This is a genomic window from Paraburkholderia sp. FW306-2-2C-D06C, assembly GCF_058781505.1.
Genome location: NZ_JBYSWU010000014.1, coordinates 100,965 through 117,200 on the forward strand (window position 1 = coordinate 100,965; position 16,236 = coordinate 117,200).

The following is a 16,236-nucleotide window of genomic DNA, read 5'->3' on the forward strand; positions in this document are numbered from 1 at the left end:
CCTGATTCTCGAAAATTGGCGGCGTATCCTGTCCGAACGAGCAATTTTCGTTCCGCAGAGCGGTCCTGGTCGTGATTGCGGCCGTTCCCGCTGCGTCGGTTGATGCTAATTGGGCTTTCGTGATACAAAGCCGCTCTCCTTTCTGTCCGCGCCAGCCGTGAGCGGCGATTCCTGCCATGAACTATTGCGCGATTGACTTCGGTACTTCCAATTCGGCCGTCGCCGTGCCTGACGGCGCTGCGCTGCGGCTTGCGCCGGTCGAAGGCGCCTACACGACGCTGCCGACCGCGGTCTTTTTCAACACCGACGAAAACACCCGCGAATTCGGGCGCGCGGCGCTGGAGGCCTACATCGACGGTTTCGACGGCCGCCTGATGCGCTCGATGAAAAGCATTCTCGGCTCGCCGCTCGCCGAGAATTCGACCGATCTGGGCGACGGCTCGGCGATCAAGTACACCGACGTGATCGCGATTTTCGTCGACCATCTGAAGCGCTCGGCTGAAGCCAGCGCGGGCGGTCCGATCAACCGCGCCGTGCTGGGCCGCCCGGTGTTTTTCGTCGACGACGATCCGCGCGCCGACCAACTGGCGCAGCAGCAGCTGGAAGCGGCGGCGCGCTCGGTCGGCCTGCGCGAAATTCACTTCCAGTATGAGCCGATCGCCGCGGCGTTCGACTACGAATCGCATCTGACGGAAGAGGGCCTCGTGCTGGTGGCCGACATCGGCGGCGGTACGTCGGACTTTTCGCTGGTGCGGGTCGGGCCGGAGCGGACGAAGCGCGTTGAGCGTAAAGACGACGTGCTGGCCCATCACGGCGTGCATGTCGCTGGCACCGACTTCGACCGCCGCGTCGAGCTCGTGACGATCCTGCGCGAACTCGGTTATCAGGCGCTCGATCCGGAAGGCCGCGAGATTCCGAACCGGATCTACTTCGATCTGGCGACCTGGCACCTGATCAATACCGTCTACGCGCCGAAGCGCATCAGCGAACTCGCGCTGATGCGGCATCTGTTCACCGAGGTCAAGCATCACGACCGGCTGATGCGGGTCGTGGAGCGTCGCCTGGGGCATGCGCTGGCGGCGCACGCGGAAGAGGCGAAGATCGGCGTGGCGGCGGGCGGCGAGACCGTGATCGATCTCGATCAGGTGGAAGACGACTTGCGCCTCGCGTTCGACGAAGCTCAGCTCATCAAGGCCGGTCAGGACGAGACGCAGCGCATCGTGCAGGCGGCGCGCGACACCGTGCAGGCAGCCGGCGTAGCCACGCGCGACGTCAGTGCGATTTACTTCACGGGCGGCTCGACCGGTCTGGCGTTTCTGTCCGGCGCATTGGCGGCGGCTTTTCCGGATGCGAAAGCGGTATTCGGCGATCGTCTCGCCAGCGTTGCAACAGGCCTTGGGATTCACGCACGGCGAGTGTTCGGATAACCAGTCGCATATCGCGAAGATAATCTGTCTACCTAATAGAAACAGATATAAAAAAACCCCGCCGAGGCGGGGTTTTTTGCGTCCAGAAGGAAGCGTGCTTGCTTACACCGGCTTGATGTTAGCAGCTTGCTTGCCCTTCGGGCCCGTCTTCACTTCAAACGTGACCTTTTGGTTTTCTTGCAGCGTCTTGAAGCCTTCCGTACGGATTTCCGAGAAATGCGCGAACAGATCTTCGCCGCCGCCGTCCGGCGTGATGAAGCCAAAGCCCTTTGCGTCATTGAACCACTTGACGGTACCGGTTTCCATATTACTTGTTCCTAAAGATGGTGAATAAGGCCGAAGCCCAATGGGTGCATGAAAATCAAGGAAGGGGGTAATGGGACCAACCGGAGTACCGTTGATGGGCGAACTACGAAAGACCAATTCACTCGCCGCTTGAAATCCTGCCCGAACGTTATACGGCGATTTCGAGAGAAGGTCAACAGTCTCCCCACATCTTTACAAAATTTTGGCAGATGAGAGCAAAAGTCGCTTACAAACCTTGCTATTCATCTCAAAATTTTGCTAGGGAGAACCCTTAGTTCTGCTGCAGCGGCAGGGTGCAACCGTTAAACTACGCGCCGCGCACCGGTTGCACCGGTCGCGCATGCATGAGCGTCACCTCGTATCCAGCGCCACAAGCGATGTCACGCGGTGCCGACATGGTTCTGGCTGCAACTTGCATGGGACCGGAGTAAGCGCTAAAGCACTAACTCCGGTCGACATAGGAGAAGACGTGAAAAGTTCTATACAACGGAACATCGGGCCGTTCGCGCTGCTGCTGACCGGCCTGGGTTCGATTATCGGCTCGGGCTGGCTGTTCGGCGCGTGGAAGGCTGCAAAAATTGCTGGGCCGGCTGCCATTTGTGCATGGGTAATCGGTGCGGTCGTGATTCTCGCGATTGCGTTGACCTATGCCGAACTCGGCGCGATGTTCCCGGAGTCCGGCGGCATGGTGCGCTATGCGCGCTATTCGCACGGCGCGCTGGTTGGCTTCATCAGCGCGTGGGCCAACTGGATCGCCATTGTTTCGGTGATTCCGATCGAGGCAGAAGCATCCATTCAATATATGAGCACGTGGCCGTATCCCTGGGCGCACGCGCTATTCGTGAACGGAGAGCTAACAACCAATGGGCTCTTGCTGTCCGCCGCATTGGTGATCATTTACTTCCTGCTGAACTATTGGGGCGTCAAGCTGTTCGCGCGCGCCAATTCGGCGATCACGATCTTCAAGTTCCTCATTCCGGGTGCGACGATCGCCGGCCTGATGCTGACGGGCTTCCACAAGGAAAACTTCGGCGAAGTGAGCACGTTCGCGCCGTACGGCTGGTCGGCTGTGCTGACGGCGGTGGCGACGAGCGGCATTGTGTTCGCGTTCAACGGTTTCCAGAGCCCGATCAACCTCGCCGGTGAAGCGCGCAATCCGGCCAAAAGCGTGCCGTTCGCGGTGATCGGTTCGATCCTGCTGGCGTTGGTGATCTACGTGCTGCTGCAGGTTGCGTACATCGGCGCGGTGAACCCGAGCGACGTGCTGAAAGGCTGGGGCCACTTCAACTTCGCATCGCCGTTTGCCGAACTGGCGATCGCGCTGAACCTGAACTGGCTGGCGATCCTGCTGTACGTCGACGCGTTCGTGAGTCCGAGCGGCACCGGCACGACCTATATGGCGACCACCTCGCGCATGATCTACGCGATGGAGCGCAACAATACGATGCCGAAGATGTTCGGCAACGTGCACCCGTTCTACGGCGTGCCGCGTCAGGCGATGTGGTTCAACCTGCTGGTGTCGTTCATTTTCCTGTTCTTCTTCCGCGGCTGGAGTTCGCTGGCGGCGGTGATTTCGGTCGCGACCGTGATTTCGTACCTGACCGGCCCGATCAGCCTGATGGCGCTGCGCCGCTCGGCTACGGATCTGGAGCGTCCGCTGCACATTCCGGGCATGAAGGTGATCGCGCCGTTCGCGTTCGTCTGCGCGTCGCTGATCCTGTACTGGGCGAAGTGGCCGCTGACCGGCGAAATCATTTTGCTGATGGTCGTTGCGCTGCCGGTGTACTTCTACTTCCAGGCGAAATCCGGCTTCAGCGGCTGGAACCGCGATCTGATGGCAGCCTGGTGGCTGGTGGCCTATCTGCCGGTGATGGCGCTCCTGTCGCTGATCGGCAGCAAGGAGTTCGGCGGCCACGGCATCCTGCCGTACGGCTGGGACATGCTGGTGGTGATCGCATTCTCGCTGGTGTTCTACTACTGGGGCGTGAATACCGGCTATCGCTCGGAGTATCTGGACGAGCGTGAGGAGCACGACGAAGTGCTCGAAAGCATGAGCGTGCATTAAGTTGCCGCGCTGATCCTGCCCGCCGGATCGCGGTCCGGCAGGGCGTGACGAAAAAAAGCCCGCCTGAGTTGCTCAGGCGGGCTTTTTCGTTGGTGCGTCGTTGGTGCGTTGTTGTTGCGCCTTTATTTCAGTCAGGCGGTGCCGAACACATAGTTCGTCATGGCCAACGATCGCTGGTAGGTCCCGAGCGACTGGATTGCCAGCGAATAATCGTCGTCGGCCGCGCCGAGCGCCGCGAATACCGGCAGCAGATGCTCGTCGGTCGGATGCATCAGCACCGCGTGCGGCGCCTGGCGGCGGTAGTCGAGCAATGCGTCGACGTCGTGCGCGGCGAGCCTGGCCTCGAACCAATCGGTGAATTCGGCGACGCGCGGATCGGCGTCTTCCGGCCGCGCGGAAAAATCGGCGGCGCGCAGGTTGTGCGTGATCTGGCCCGAGCCGATCACCATCACGCCGTCGTCCGTCAGCGAGCGTAGCGCTCGCCCGACGCGGAAATGGTGCGCGGCGTCCATGTGCGGCTGGATCGACAACTGCGCGACCGGCACGTCGGCGTGCGGAAACATTAGCAGCATCGGCACCCATGCGCCGTGGTCGAGTCCGTGCGGCTCGGCACCGGCGAGAATGCCGTGCTCGCCGAGCAGCACAGCGGCGCGGCGCGCCACGTCGGGCGCGCCCGGAGCCGGGTACTGGATCTCGTACAGCTGACGCGGAAAACCGTAGAAATCGTGGATGGTCTCAGGCGCGGTGGACGTGCTCGCCACCGGCTGCGCCGTCCCCCAGTGGGCCGACAGCATGAGTACGGCCTCCGGACGCGGCAATTGCGCCGACAGCGCGCCGAATTCGGCGGACGGCAGCGACGGGTCGATCGGCAGCGTGGGCGCGCCGTGGGAGAGGAAAAGCGACGGTAATCGGTTCATAGCAGCAACGCCGCCGCGTGAGCGCGGCGCAGAGGTTGGATTGCTACCAATATAGGTCCGCACCGGCGTTTGATAAACGGGTGAAAAGAGAATTGATTGCGTCGTGACTGTTATTAATCGACGCAACGCGGCATGACGCGACACCGTATGGCGCCAGCGCATGGGAGGCGGCAACTATTCCTGAGCGCCGCGCAATCCCCGCCACGCCGGCGACAGCGCCGGGCCGAGCGCGAACAGATCCAGCACGCGAGCCACTGTGTGATCGACCATTTCGTCGATCGAAGCCGGCTGGTTGTAGAAGGCAGGCAACGGCGGAAAGATCACGCCGCCCATTTCGGTGACCGCAGTCATGTTACGCAGATGCGCAAGGTTGAACGGCGTTTCGCGTACCAGAAGTACGAGGCGGCGGCGTTCTTTCAGCGTGACATCGGCAGCGCGGGTGATCAGATTGTCGGAAAGGCCGTGCGCGACGCTGGCCAGCGTTTTCATCGAGCAAGGGGCGACCACCATGCCGTCGGTCGCAAACGAACCGGACGCGATGCTCGCGCCGACGTCGCGGACCGAATGGACGACATCCGCGAGCGGATGCACGTCTTCTTTGCTCAGCTGGAGTTCGTGCTGGATATTGAGCCAGCCGGCGCTCGAAATCAGCAGGTGGCTCTCGACGCCGCCCAGTTTGCGCAACGTCTCGAGCAACCGGATGCCGTAGATGGCGCCGGTCGCGCCGGTGATCGCGACGATCAGCCGACGTGGCGCCGCAGCGTGTGTTTCCATGGCTTGCGGCGCCTTATCGCGTGGAGGTGCGTGAAGCAGACGTTCGGACGGCGGCCGTTCAGGCCGCGGCAAACAGCTGCTGCAGTTCGCCCGATTCGTACATCTCCATCATGATGTCCGAACCGCCGATGAACTCGCCCTTCACGTAGAGCTGCGGAATGGTCGGCCAGTTCGAGAACTGCTTGATGCCCTGGCGGACTTCGTCGTCTTCGAGAACGTTGACGGTTTTGATTTCACCGACGCCGCACGCCTTCAGGATCTGGATGGCGCGGCCGGAAAAGCCGCACATCGGGAACTGGGCGGTGCCCTTCATGAAGAGCACGACATTGTTTTCGTCGACGATTTGCTTGATGCGTTGTTGCGTATCCATGACTGACCTTGCGGTTCCGGTATGTGTAGGGGATAGGCTGAAATGATAGCGGATTTCGGTAAGACCGGCCGAGGGCTGCGTTGGCTTCACGGCCTTCGTCTTCGTGTCTATGAGGCCGGCAAGCTCAACCGGGCAACCGCCCGCCGCTGATCCGTTCGATGCCGGCGAGATCCTGCTCCGAGCGTACTTCTGCGAATCCTTGTGCCGAAAGCAGCGCGCGGACGGCTTCTGCCTGATCGTAACCGTGTTCGATCCACAATACGCCGCCGGCGCTCAAACGTGTTGGCGCGCCGGCTACGATCGCGCGGATCGCGCTGAGACCGTCGGCTTCGTCGGTGAGCGCGCCGCGCGGTTCGAAGCGCAGATCGCCTTCGGACAAGTGCGGGTCGCCGCTCGCTATATAAGGCGGATTACTGACGATGACTTCGAAGCGCAGCGTGGCGTCGAGCGCCTCGTACCAATTGCTTTGCGTGAGCACCAAAGCGCTGCCCGGGCGCCGGGCGTCGAGCAGACGCGCGGCATTGCGTGTGGCGACCCCTAGCGCTTCGGCGGAACGGTCCAGTGCCCAGACCCGCGCGTCCGGCCGCGTCGACGCAATCGCCACTGCGATCGCGCCGGTACCGGTGCCGAGATCGAGCACACGCGGCCGCGAGATCCCTTCCATCGCCGCCAATGCGGTTTCGACCAGCAGTTCGGTTTCGGGGCGCGGTATCAGCACGTCCGGCGTGACGTCGAAGTCGAGCCCGAAAAACTCCCGCGCTCCGACCAGTTGCGCCACCGGCTCGCCGGCTACGCGCCGCGCTTCCAGCGCCTGGTAGAGGGCGACCGCAGCCGCGTCCAGTGCATCGTCGCTGCGCGTAATCAATTCGGTGCGCCGCCAGCCAAGCACGTGCGTCAGCAGAATGCGCGCTTCGAGCGGCGGCAGGGGCGAGGCGCGCAACAGCGCGGCGGGCGTATCCGGACTCATCCGCGCTTAGTCCGCGTCGCCCAGCGAAGCCAGCAACTCCGCCTGATGTTCGCTGACGAGCGCCGCGATCAATTCGTCGAGATCGCCGTCCATGATCGCGTCGAGCCGATACAGCGTGAGGTTGATCCGGTGATCCGTCAGACGCCCTTGCGGGAAGTTGTACGTGCGAATCCGTTCCGAGCGATCGCCCGAGCCGATCAGGTTCTTGCGCGTGGCCGCTTCCTTCGCCTGCTGCTCATGCGCCTGCTTGTCCTTGATGCGCGCGGCCAGCACCTTCAGCGCGCGATCCTTGTTCTTGTGCTGCGAACGGTCGTCCTGACATTCGACGACGATCCCGGTCGGCAAGTGCGTGACGCGCACGGCCGAATCGGTCTTGTTGATGTGCTGCCCGCCCGCGCCGGACGCGCGGAATGTGTCGATCCGCAGATCAGCCGGATTGATCTCGACTTCGCCGATTTCGTCCGCTTCCGGCATCACCGCGACGGTGCACGCCGAGGTATGAATGCGGCCCTGCGTTTCGGTCGCCGGTACGCGTTGCACGCGATGGCCGCCGGACTCGAACTTGAGTTTCGAATAGGCCGCTTCGCCGGCGATCCGCACGATCACTTCCTTATAGCCGCCGAGATCCGATTCGCTCGCCGACATCAGCTCCACCTGCCAGCGATTGCGTTCGGCAAAGCGCAGATACATGCGCAGCAAGTCGCCCGCGAACAGCGCGGATTCGTCGCCGCCGGTGCCGGCGCGGATTTCGAGGAAGATGTTGCGGTCGTCGTTCGGGTCTTTCGGCAGCAGCATTTTTTGCAATTCCGCGCCGAGCCTGTCCATCCGCTCGCGCGCCGCGCGGATTTCATCTTCGGCGAAGTCGCGCATCGACGTGTCCGCCAGCAGGTCCTGCGCGGTCGCCGCGTCGTTCATTGCCTGGCGCCACAGCGCGTAGTGTTCGACGACCGGCCCGAGCTCAGCGTGTTCGCGCGTGAGCTTGCGGTATTGGTCGAGATTCGCGGTGATGTCCGCGCGGCTCAACAGGTCATTCAGTTCGGCCAGCCGGGTAGTGAGCTGGTCGAGCTTGCGTTGCATGCTCGTTTTCATCGGACGGGTTTCGGAGCGGGCTCCGGAAAGGACGACGACTAGGGAAGTGGGCAGATGCCCTGAACAGAAGCACGTCGCGGGCCACTTCGCGTGGCGCGGACGGCGCGGCAGTGGCTGCGCCGCTAACGCTCCGAAGAGCCGGAGTGTTTGTAGAAGCCGCTCATCAGTTCGATGAGCGTGTCACGGTTTTCGCTGCTCGCGCGATTCAACGCGTGCGTCGGCCCGTGGATCAGCTTGTTGGTGAGCGATTGCGACAGCGCCTCGAGCACCGCGGCCGGATCGTCGCCGCGCGCGAGCATTTTCTGCGCGCGTTCGACTTCGGCGCGGCGCAGCACGTCGGCCTGCGTGTGCATATGACGGATCACTGGCACGATGCTGCGCGCGTCGAGCCATTGCATGAAATTCTGCACGCGCGTTTCGATGATCGCTTCGGCTTGCGCGACCGCGGCTTGCCGCGAAGCATTGCCTTCGCGGACGATCGCGCCGAGGTCGTCGACGGTGTAGAGGAACACGTCTTCGAGCTGGCCGACTTCAGGTTCGATGTCGCGCGGCACAGCCAGATCGACCATGAAAATCGGCCGGTGACGGCGTGCTTTCACCGCCCGTTCCATGGCGCCCAGACCGATGATCGGCAAGGTCGAAGCGGTGCACGACACGATGATGTCGAACTCGTGCATCCGCGTGGGCAGTTCCGACAGCGGAATGGCGCGCCCGTTGAAGCGTTCGGCGAGGCGCGTGCCGCGCTCGGCGGTGCGGTTCGCGACCACCAGTTCGCGCGGCTGCTGGGCGGCGAAGTGGGTTGCGCACAGCTCGATCATTTCGCCCGCGCCGATGAACAGCACGCGCTGGTTCGAAACCTTGTCGAAAATACGCTGGGCGAGCCGCACGGCGGCCGCCGCCATGGAAACCGACTGCGCGCCGATTTCGGTCGTGCTGCGCACTTCCTTCGCGACGGCGAAGGTGCGCTGGAACAACTGGTTCAGATACGTGCCGAGCGCGCCCGCTTCGGATGCGGTGCGCACCGCATCCTTCATTTGTCCGACGATTTGCGTCTCGCCCAGCACCATCGAATCCAGCCCCGACGCAACGCGGAACGCGTGGCGCACGGCTTCCGACTGCGGCAGCGCATACACGTGCGGCGCGAGTTCGTTGACCGGCAGGTTGTGGTACTTCGAGAACCACTGGATCGCGGCTTCGCGCGCGGCCTGGTCGTCGGTCGCGCAGTAGAGTTCGGTGCGGTTGCAGGTGGACAGGATCGCCGCCTCTGGCGCCGTACGGGCGGTGCGGCCGAGCCAGGCGCTCTTGAAGGTGTCCAATGCAGGCTTGATCTGTTCGAGCGGAAACGCCACGCGTTCGCGCAAGGCGACAGGCGCAGTGTGGTGATTGATTCCGATCGTTAGAAGCTGCATATGGGGAGCTATGGTTTAGCCCAATATTATAGCGTTTTCACGATTCTTTCATTCTGCTCGCCTCACCGGCCTCCACAACGTCTTCCGGCGGGACTGCGTCGAGCTGGTAGCCGTAGCCGTAGAGCGGCGTCAGGCAATAGCCGTGCTCGAGGCGCAGTTGCAATTTGGTCCGCACGCGCGAGGCATGAGTGTCAACGGTACGCGACTTTTCGTCACGGCGACGCGTCCACACGGTTTCGAGAATATGCGCGCGCGATACCGGCCGCGACAGATTGGCAAACAGCAGCAGCGCAAAGCGATATTCCTTTGGCGTCAGTGTCACAGTCTGGCCACGGAACGTGACGGAGAACTGTGCGGCGTCGAACGTATAGCCGCCGATGACATTGCGCCGCCGGTTCTGCGGGCGCCGCAGGCCTGCACGGCGCAGCAGCGCGTCGACTCGCGCCAGCATTTCCGGTCCGCGAACCGGCTTGGTCAGGCAGTCGTCCGCGCCGGCGTGCAGCGCGGCGACGATCTGGCTTTCGCGCGGCTCCGAGATCAGGACGATCACCGGCAGGCTCGGCAGAATGGAACGGGCGCGTGGAATCACGTCTTCGGCGGAGCGATCGCCGGCCCAGCTTTCGGTGAGGAGAAGATCGAAGAATTCGTCGGCGGCGCAGCTCAGGAACGGCGCGCTGGCGGCGAAGTGCTGGCAGGCATGGCCGCCGGCAAAGATCAGCCGGCCAACCAGTTCAGCGTGACGCAAGTCCGGCTCGATAAGGGCGATTCGCATGACGCCTTGTCAGCAGGCCACGCACCGGCGCTAGGCTTCTTCGTAAGGCTTACAGCTTGCCTAACATCACCCCGCCCCCTAAACTCGACCGCTATGCGGAAAGCGCCGTGCAGACCTATATAGTGAAAGAGACAAAAATGCTAACTGCCCAGGTGCCGTGCGGCCATGAGACGATTCTGAAAACGCGTGAGGCCGATCGCTGATGGGATGGCCTGGAATCGTAGTGCTCGGCGCGGTGATCGGCCTCGCGGGCTGGTGGCTGCATCCGCTGCGCCGCTCGAGCCGCGCGCAATGGTGGCTGGCGTTGCTGGCGGGCGTGCTGGGCGCGGCTGTCGCCCGGATGGCCGGCAACGTGGTTGGTCTCTTTCACGATGGTGATACGCTCGAATGGCCGGTGTGCACCGCCATTGCGTTGATCGCCGTTGCCGTGACGGTCGGCTTGCTTTCCCGTCGATGAATATTTGCAGGTGACTCCGATGAATGCCCGACTCCCCGAAACCTCTTCCATTCCCGAACGGCTCGCCACATTGCGCCACGCAATGGCGCGCGAAGGCGCGGCCGCCTACCTCGTGCCGTCCGCGGATCCGCATCTGTCCGAATATCTGCCTGGCCGCTGGCAGGGCCGGCAGTGGTTGTCGGGTTTCACCGGCTCGGCCGGTACGTTGATCGTGACCGCCGATTTCGCGGGCGTCTGGACCGACAGCCGCTATTGGGAACAGGCCAACGCGCAACTCGTCGGCACCGGCGTGCAGTTGATGAAGATGACCGGCGGCCAGCAGACCGCGCCGCATTTCGACTGGCTTGCGCAGAACGTTGCGACGGGCGGCACGGTCGGCGTCGACGGCGCGGTGCTCGGCGTGGCGGCGGCGCGCGCCTTGACCCAGGCGCTCACCGCGAGCGGCGTGAAGCTGCGCACCGACGTCGATCTGTTCGACGCGATCTGGCCGCAGCGTCCGTCGCTGCCGGCCGCCGCCGTGTTCGAGCACGCGGCGCCGCACGCGGGCCTCGCCCGTTCGGATAAGCTCGCGCAGATTCGCCGCGCAATGGCGGAGAAGGGCGCGCAATGGCACTTCATCTCCACGCTCGACGACCTCGCGTGGCTGCTGAATCTGCGTGGCGCCGACGTCAGCTACAACCCGGTGTTCGTCGCGCATGCGCTGATCGGTCTGGAGCAGGCGTCGCTCTTCGTCGCCGACGGCAAGGTGCCGCAAGCGCTGGCCGACGCTCTCGCGCGTGACGGCATCAGCGTCGAGCCGTATGCGCAGGCGGCGGATGCGCTCGCTGCGCTGCCCGCCGGCAGCACGCTGCTGATCGACCCGCTCCGGATCACTTATGGCTCGCTGCAATCGGTGCCGTCGGCGGTAAAGGTCGTCGAGGCAGTCAATCCGTCCACGTTCTTCAAATCGCGCAAGACCGAAGCCGAAGCGGAACATGTGCGCGAAACGATGGAGCAGGACGGCGCGGCGCTCGCGGAGTTTTTCGCTTGGTTCGAAAGCGCGCTCGGCCGTGAAACGGTCACTGAACTGACCATCGACGAACGCCTGACGGCTGCGCGTGCGCGCCGTCCCGGCTTTGTGTCGCTGAGCTTTGCGACCATCGCCGGCTTCAACGCGAACGGTGCGATGCCGCACTATCGCGCCACCGAAGAATCGCATTCGGTCATCGAAGGCAATGGCCTTCTGCTGATCGATTCCGGTGCGCAATATCTGAGCGGCACGACCGATATCACCCGCGTCGTGCCGGTCGGCACCGTCAGCGATGAGCAACGGCGCGATTTCACGATCGTGCTGAAAGGCACGATGGCGCTGTCGCGCGCGCAATTCCCGCGCGGCATCCGTTCGCCGATGCTCGATGCGATCGCCCGCGCGCCGATCTGGGAAGCCGGCGCCGATTACGGTCACGGCACGGGTCACGGCGTGGGCTACTTCCTGAACGTGCACGAAGGCCCGCAGGTGATCTCGCACTACGCGCCGGCCGAACCGTGGACCGCGATGGAGGAGGGCATGATCACCTCGGTCGAGCCGGGCATTTACCGGCCGGGCAAGTGGGGGGTGCGGATCGAAAACCTGGTGCTGAACGTACCCGCTGAGAAAACCGGGTTCGGCGATTTCCTCAGGTTCGAGACGCTGACGCTGTGCCCGATCGACACGCGTTGCCTCGATCTGTCGCTGCTGCGCGACGACGAACGCGCGTGGCTGAACGCTTATCACGAGACGGTGCGCACGCGCCTGTCGCCGCATGTGTCGGGCGACGCGAAGGCGTGGCTGGAACTGCGCACGCAACCGGTCTGACCGCAGCGGCGCTATTCACTGACGTACAGACGGAGAGTGCATGGCCATCAAGGCAGTGGTGTTCGATTTCGGCGGCGTGCTGATCGACTGGAGCCCCGAGTATCTGTATCGCCATTTGATTCCGGACGAAACTGAGCGCCGCTGGTTTCTGACCCACGTCTGTTCGATGGACTGGGTGGTCCGTCAGGACGGCGGCCAGCCGATCGTCGAGGCGACAGACGAACTGATCGCGAAGTTTCCCGATCACGAGCCGCTGATCCGCGCATTCTACGAGCGTTGGCACGAGATGCTGGCGGGCGTGCTGGAAGAGGGCGTGGCGACGATGGAAAAACTCGAAGCCGCCGGCGTGCCTTTGTTCGGGCTGACGAACTGGTCGGCGGAAACCTTTCCATATGCGTGGGAGCATTACCCGGTGCTGCAGCGGTTTCGCGACATCGTCGTGTCGGGGCGGGTGAAGCTGGTGAAGCCCGATCCGGCGATCTTCGCGGAAATGCGTCGGCGCATCGAGCTGCAATTGCCGGGCATCCAGCCAGCCGAACTGATTTTCATCGACGACAATCTGAAAAACGCCGAGGCCGCAACGGCACTCGGCTGGTACGGCGTGCATCACACCAGCGCCGTGCAAACCGAAGCGAAACTGCGCGAGCTGGGTCTGCCGGTTTAAGGTTTAAACCGGCGGCGAGACGCGTCAGCTGACTTTCTTGCACCGAGAACTTCGGATCGCGCAAATTCCCATCTCGGCAAGCACCGGTCGCCGCCTGGCCGTGCGGCGTCTGGAAATAACGCGAGCCGATGAACTGCGGAGGTTTGCAAACACCCCGTGAAATGGTCTGCAAAGCGGGGTTTGCAGCCGCGGCCCACTCATTAGCCGGCGAGCAGGCCGTCGCTTCCGGGATTTACCGTGTGATCGGCTTGTAACGCAGGCGCTTCGGACGCGCGCCTTCTTCGCCCAGACGCGCACGCTTGTCCGCTTCGTATTCCTGGTAATTGCCGTCGAAGAGCGTGACTTGCGAATCGCCTTCGAACGCGATGATGTGCGTCGCGATCCGGTCGAGGAACCAGCGATCGTGCGAGATCACCAGCACGGAGCCGGCGAATTCCAGCAACGCGTCTTCGAGCGCGCGCAGCGTTTCGACGTCGAGGTCGTTCGACGGTTCATCCAGCAGCAGCACGTTGCCGCCCGCGATCAGCGTCTTGGCCAGATGCAGCCGGCCGCGCTCGCCACCCGACAGATTGCCGACGACCTTCTGCTGATCGCCGCCCTTGAAGTTGAAGCGGCCGATATACGCACGCGACGGCGTTTCGTACTTGCCGACCGTCAGCACGTCGGCACCGCCGGAGATCTCTTCGAACACGGTCTTCGAACCGTCCAAAGCGTCGCGGCTTTGGTCCACGTACGCGAGCTTGACCGTCGGTCCTTGCACGATCTCGCCCGAATCCGGCTGTTCGCGGCCGGTCAGCATGCGGAACAGCGTCGACTTACCCGCACCGTTCGGCCCGATGATGCCGACGATCGCGCCCGCCGGAATCTTGAAGCTGACGTTGTCGAGCAGCAAACGGTCGCCATACGACTTGCTGACGTTCTTGAATTCGATCACTTCATTGCCGAGACGGTCGCCGACCGGAATGAAGATTTCCTGGGTTTCGTTGCGCTTCTGGTAGTCCTGGCTGTTCAGTTCCTCGAAGCGCGCGATACGCGCCTTCGACTTCGCCTGACGGCCCTTCGGGTTCTGGCGCACCCACTCCAGTTCCTTCTTGATCGCCTTCTGGCGCGCCGATTCCGACGACTCTTCCTGCTTCAGCCGCTCTTCTTTCTGGTCGAGCCAGCTGCTGTAATTGCCCTTCCACGGAATGCCGTAGCCGCGGTCGAGTTCGAGAATCCACTCGGCCGCGTTATCGAGGAAGTAGCGATCATGAGTGACGGCGACGACGGTGCCCGGAAAGCGCGTCAGGAACTGTTCGAGCCAGTCGACCGATTCCGCGTCCAGGTGGTTGGTCGGCTCGTCGAGCAGCAGCATGTCCGGCTTTTCGAGCAGCAGCTTGCACAGCGCGACACGGCGCTTTTCGCCGCCCGACAGATGCTCGATCTTCGCGTCCCATGCCGGCAGACGCAGCGCGTCGGCGGCGATTTCGATCTGCTGTTCCGCGTTGCCGCCCTCGCTGGTGGCGAGGATCGCTTCATACTTCGCCTGTTCGGCCGCGAGCGCGTCGAAGTCGGCGTCCGGCTCCGCGTAGGCAGCGTAGATTTCGTCGAGCTTCTTTTGCGCGTTGAAGACGTCGCCGAGACCTTCTTCGACCGCTTCACGCACCGTCTTGTTCGGATCGAGTTGCGGCTCCTGCGGCAGATAGCCGATGTTCAGGTTCGGCATCGGCGTGGCTTCGCCTTCGATGTCCTTGTCCACACCGGCCATGATGCGGATCAGCGTCGACTTGCCCGAGCCGTTCAGGCCGAGCAAACCGATTTTCGCGCCGGGGAAAAACGACAGCGAGATGTCTTTCAGGATTTGACGCTTGGGCGGCACGATTTTGCCGACCCGGTTCATGGTGAAGACGTATTGGGCCATTTGCTTGCAATAGACGTTGACGCCGCCAGCCGCGTGAGGGCGGCGGTCGTGGGTGGATGGGTAATCGGTGTCAGGGCCGGACGGTGCGCCCGGTTCCGGCCAGCGCGGCGTCGGGTTCGACGATGCGGCGCACGCGGGCGGTTTGTGCAGATGGCATTGTACTTCGGGGCGAGCGTGAGGCGGCCGGGGCGTCAGCTCGCGCGCCGTCCCGTCGACGCATCGAAGAAGTGCAGATGCTGCGCGGGCAGCGCCACTTGCAGTGCTTCCCCCGCCGTGGGCCGGTGCGCGTGCGGCAAGCGCACCGTCACGTCGTGTTTGCCCCAACGGCCGTGCGCGAGATTGTCCGCGCCGAGCAGCTCGCAGGAATCGACGACGAGCGTGGCCTGCGTGGCGCCGCCTTGTCCCGGTGTCATGTGCTCCGGGCGAATACCCAGCGTCCATTCGCGTCCCTTTGCGACTTCGCGGCCCATCGCGGCGACGCCTGCCAAGGGCAGCTTCGGACCATTGCCGGCTACTTCGAACGTCGAACCGTCGTCGGATAGGCGGCCTTCCAGCAGATTCATCCCCGGCGAGCCGATGAAGCTCGCGACGAATACCGTCGCCGGCCGCTCGTAGACCTCGGTCGGCGCGCCGATCTGTTCGGCGTGGCCTTTGTTCATCACGATCACGCGCTGCGCCAATGTCATCGCTTCGATCTGATCGTGCGTGACGTAGAGGCTCGTGGTGGCAAGCCGTGCATGCAGGCGCTGGATTTCGAGGCGCATCTGCACGCGCAAACGGGCGTCGAGATTCGACAGCGGTTCGTCGAACAGAAACACCGCCGGTTCGCGCACGATCGCGCGGCCCATCGCGACGCGTTGCCTTTGACCGCCGGACAACTCACGCGGCTTACGTTGCAAGAGTGTTTCAAGCTCAAGAATCTGCGCGGCGGCCTGCACGCGCTTCGCAATCTGCGCACGGTCCACGCCCGCGATCTTCAGCGCGTAACCCATGTTCTCGGCCACGCTCATATGCGGATACAGCGCGTAGTTCTGAAACACCATCGCGATGTTGCGATCCTTCGGTTCCAGTTGATTGACCACCTTGCCGGCGATCGAGATCGTTCCGTCGGAGATGCGTTCGAGCCCGGCCACCATCCGCAGCAACGTCGATTTGCCGCAACCGGACGGGCCGACCATCACGACGAATTCGCCGTCGGCGACATCCACATCGATGCCGTGCAGCACGAACTGTTTGCCGTCGTAGGTTTTTTTAACGCTTTGCAGAGTCAGTGCAGCCATGCCGT

Annotated in this window: 15 protein-coding genes; 5 read left to right on the top strand and 10 right to left on the bottom strand. The window is 63.3% G+C overall.

Features of this window, described 5'->3' with window-relative positions; all coding sequences use genetic code 11:
- The first annotated feature begins 176 nt into the window (after positions 1 to 176).
- Positions 177 to 1,427 (top strand): Hsp70 family protein, encoded by a 1,251-nt coding sequence (locus AC3WLT_RS13560; RefSeq protein ID WP_492592224.1) that lies wholly within the window; start codon positions 177 to 179, stop codon positions 1,425 to 1,427.
- 102 nt (positions 1,428 to 1,529) lie between these two features.
- On the opposite strand, the gene AC3WLT_RS13565 is transcribed toward AC3WLT_RS13560, so the two are convergent.
- Positions 1,530 to 1,733: a cold-shock protein gene (locus AC3WLT_RS13565; protein ID WP_007180251.1), complete on the bottom strand. Its 204-nt coding sequence runs from the start codon at positions 1,731 to 1,733 to the stop codon at positions 1,530 to 1,532.
- A 469-nt stretch (positions 1,734 to 2,202) separates the two neighbouring features.
- Here AC3WLT_RS13565 and AC3WLT_RS13570 point away from each other — a divergent pair, with 469 nt between their 5' ends.
- Complete coding sequence (locus AC3WLT_RS13570; RefSeq protein ID WP_492592225.1) at positions 2,203 to 3,798, top strand: APC family permease; 1,596 nt, start codon at positions 2,203 to 2,205, stop codon at positions 3,796 to 3,798.
- A 131-nt stretch (positions 3,799 to 3,929) separates the two neighbouring features.
- On the opposite strand, the gene AC3WLT_RS13575 is transcribed toward AC3WLT_RS13570, so the two are convergent.
- From AC3WLT_RS13575 to AC3WLT_RS13605, 7 genes are all read right to left on the bottom strand, one after another.
- Positions 3,930 to 4,715: a DODA-type extradiol aromatic ring-opening family dioxygenase gene (locus AC3WLT_RS13575; RefSeq protein ID WP_492592226.1), complete on the bottom strand. Its 786-nt coding sequence runs from the start codon at positions 4,713 to 4,715 to the stop codon at positions 3,930 to 3,932.
- A gap of 174 nt (positions 4,716 to 4,889) precedes the next feature.
- A complete protein-coding gene (locus AC3WLT_RS13580) occupies positions 4,890 to 5,489 on the bottom strand; it encodes a UbiX family flavin prenyltransferase (protein WP_492592227.1) in 600 nt (199 codons plus the stop codon).
- 58 nt (positions 5,490 to 5,547) lie between these two features.
- Positions 5,548 to 5,859: a Grx4 family monothiol glutaredoxin gene (gene grxD / locus AC3WLT_RS13585; protein ID WP_175151192.1), complete on the bottom strand. Its 312-nt coding sequence runs from the start codon at positions 5,857 to 5,859 to the stop codon at positions 5,548 to 5,550.
- A 124-nt stretch (positions 5,860 to 5,983) separates the two neighbouring features.
- On the bottom strand, positions 5,984 to 6,826 hold the full coding sequence (prmC, locus tag AC3WLT_RS13590; RefSeq protein ID WP_492592228.1) for a peptide chain release factor N(5)-glutamine methyltransferase: 843 nt from the start codon (positions 6,824 to 6,826) through the stop codon (positions 5,984 to 5,986).
- Between the two features lie 6 nt (positions 6,827 to 6,832).
- Entirely contained in the window at positions 6,833 to 7,915 is a 1,083-nt protein-coding gene (gene prfA / locus AC3WLT_RS13595; protein WP_492592229.1) for a peptide chain release factor 1, read from the bottom strand.
- A 122-nt stretch (positions 7,916 to 8,037) separates the two neighbouring features.
- Positions 8,038 to 9,324: a glutamyl-tRNA reductase gene (gene hemA / locus AC3WLT_RS13600; protein ID WP_492592230.1), complete on the bottom strand. Its 1,287-nt coding sequence runs from the start codon at positions 9,322 to 9,324 to the stop codon at positions 8,038 to 8,040.
- Between the two features lie 37 nt (positions 9,325 to 9,361).
- A complete protein-coding gene (locus tag AC3WLT_RS13605) occupies positions 9,362 to 10,096 on the bottom strand; it encodes a response regulator transcription factor (protein WP_492592231.1) in 735 nt (244 codons plus the stop codon).
- Positions 10,097 to 10,298: 202 nt separating this feature from the next.
- On the opposite strand from AC3WLT_RS13605, the gene AC3WLT_RS13610 reads away from it, so the two are divergent.
- From AC3WLT_RS13610 to AC3WLT_RS13620, 3 genes are read left to right on the top strand one after another with little or no spacing between them, the layout of a single operon-like run.
- The gene (locus tag AC3WLT_RS13610; RefSeq protein ID WP_492592232.1) at positions 10,299 to 10,553 is read left to right on the top strand and encodes a hypothetical protein; all 255 of its coding nucleotides are present in this window, start codon (positions 10,299 to 10,301) and stop codon (positions 10,551 to 10,553) included.
- A gap of 19 nt (positions 10,554 to 10,572) precedes the next feature.
- Positions 10,573 to 12,387 (top strand): aminopeptidase P family protein, encoded by a 1,815-nt coding sequence (locus tag AC3WLT_RS13615; protein ID WP_492592233.1) that lies wholly within the window; start codon positions 10,573 to 10,575, stop codon positions 12,385 to 12,387.
- Between the two features lie 40 nt (positions 12,388 to 12,427).
- On the top strand, positions 12,428 to 13,051 hold the full coding sequence (locus tag AC3WLT_RS13620; RefSeq protein WP_492592234.1) for an HAD family hydrolase: 624 nt from the start codon (positions 12,428 to 12,430) through the stop codon (positions 13,049 to 13,051).
- A 232-nt stretch (positions 13,052 to 13,283) separates the two neighbouring features.
- Here the strand turns inward: AC3WLT_RS13620 and ettA are convergent, their stop codons facing one another.
- Together ettA and AC3WLT_RS13630 are read right to left on the bottom strand one after the other, a co-directional pair.
- The gene (gene ettA / locus AC3WLT_RS13625) at positions 13,284 to 14,951 is read right to left on the bottom strand and encodes an energy-dependent translational throttle protein EttA (protein WP_492592235.1); all 1,668 of its coding nucleotides are present in this window, start codon (positions 14,949 to 14,951) and stop codon (positions 13,284 to 13,286) included.
- Positions 14,952 to 15,142: 191 nt separating this feature from the next.
- A complete protein-coding gene (locus AC3WLT_RS13630) occupies positions 15,143 to 16,231 on the bottom strand; it encodes a sn-glycerol-3-phosphate import ATP-binding protein UgpC (protein ID WP_492592236.1) in 1,089 nt (362 codons plus the stop codon).
- Between the last annotated feature and the right edge of the window lie 5 nt (positions 16,232 to 16,236).

What these genes read in the sequence shown, in the direction of transcription:
- AC3WLT_RS13560 (WP_492592224.1), top strand. Translation starts at nt 177, where the DNA reads ATGAACTATTGCGCGATTGACTTCGGTACTTCCAATTCGGCCGTCGCC.
- AC3WLT_RS13565 (WP_007180251.1), bottom strand. Translation starts at nt 1,733, where the DNA reads ATGGAAACCGGTACCGTCAAGTGGTTCAATGACGCAAAGGGCTTTGGC.
- AC3WLT_RS13575 (WP_492592226.1), bottom strand. Translation starts at nt 4,715, where the DNA reads ATGAACCGATTACCGTCGCTTTTCCTCTCCCACGGCGCGCCCACGCTG.
- AC3WLT_RS13580 (WP_492592227.1), bottom strand. Translation starts at nt 5,489, where the DNA reads ATGGAAACACACGCTGCGGCGCCACGTCGGCTGATCGTCGCGATCACC.
- grxD (WP_175151192.1), bottom strand. Translation starts at nt 5,859, where the DNA reads ATGGATACGCAACAACGCATCAAGCAAATCGTCGACGAAAACAATGTC.
- prmC (WP_492592228.1), bottom strand. Translation starts at nt 6,826, where the DNA reads ATGAGTCCGGATACGCCCGCCGCGCTGTTGCGCGCCTCGCCCCTGCCG.
- prfA (WP_492592229.1), bottom strand. Translation starts at nt 7,915, where the DNA reads ATGAAAACGAGCATGCAACGCAAGCTCGACCAGCTCACTACCCGGCTG.
- hemA (WP_492592230.1), bottom strand. Translation starts at nt 9,324, where the DNA reads ATGCAGCTTCTAACGATCGGAATCAATCACCACACTGCGCCTGTCGCC.
- AC3WLT_RS13605 (WP_492592231.1), bottom strand. Translation starts at nt 10,096, where the DNA reads ATGCGAATCGCCCTTATCGAGCCGGACTTGCGTCACGCTGAACTGGTT.
- AC3WLT_RS13610 (WP_492592232.1), top strand. Translation starts at nt 10,299, where the DNA reads ATGGGATGGCCTGGAATCGTAGTGCTCGGCGCGGTGATCGGCCTCGCG.
- AC3WLT_RS13615 (WP_492592233.1), top strand. Translation starts at nt 10,573, where the DNA reads ATGAATGCCCGACTCCCCGAAACCTCTTCCATTCCCGAACGGCTCGCC.
- AC3WLT_RS13620 (WP_492592234.1), top strand. Translation starts at nt 12,428, where the DNA reads ATGGCCATCAAGGCAGTGGTGTTCGATTTCGGCGGCGTGCTGATCGAC.
- ettA (WP_492592235.1), bottom strand. Translation starts at nt 14,951, where the DNA reads ATGGCCCAATACGTCTTCACCATGAACCGGGTCGGCAAAATCGTGCCG.
- AC3WLT_RS13630 (WP_492592236.1), bottom strand. Translation starts at nt 16,231, where the DNA reads ATGGCTGCACTGACTCTGCAAAGCGTTAAAAAAACCTACGACGGCAAA.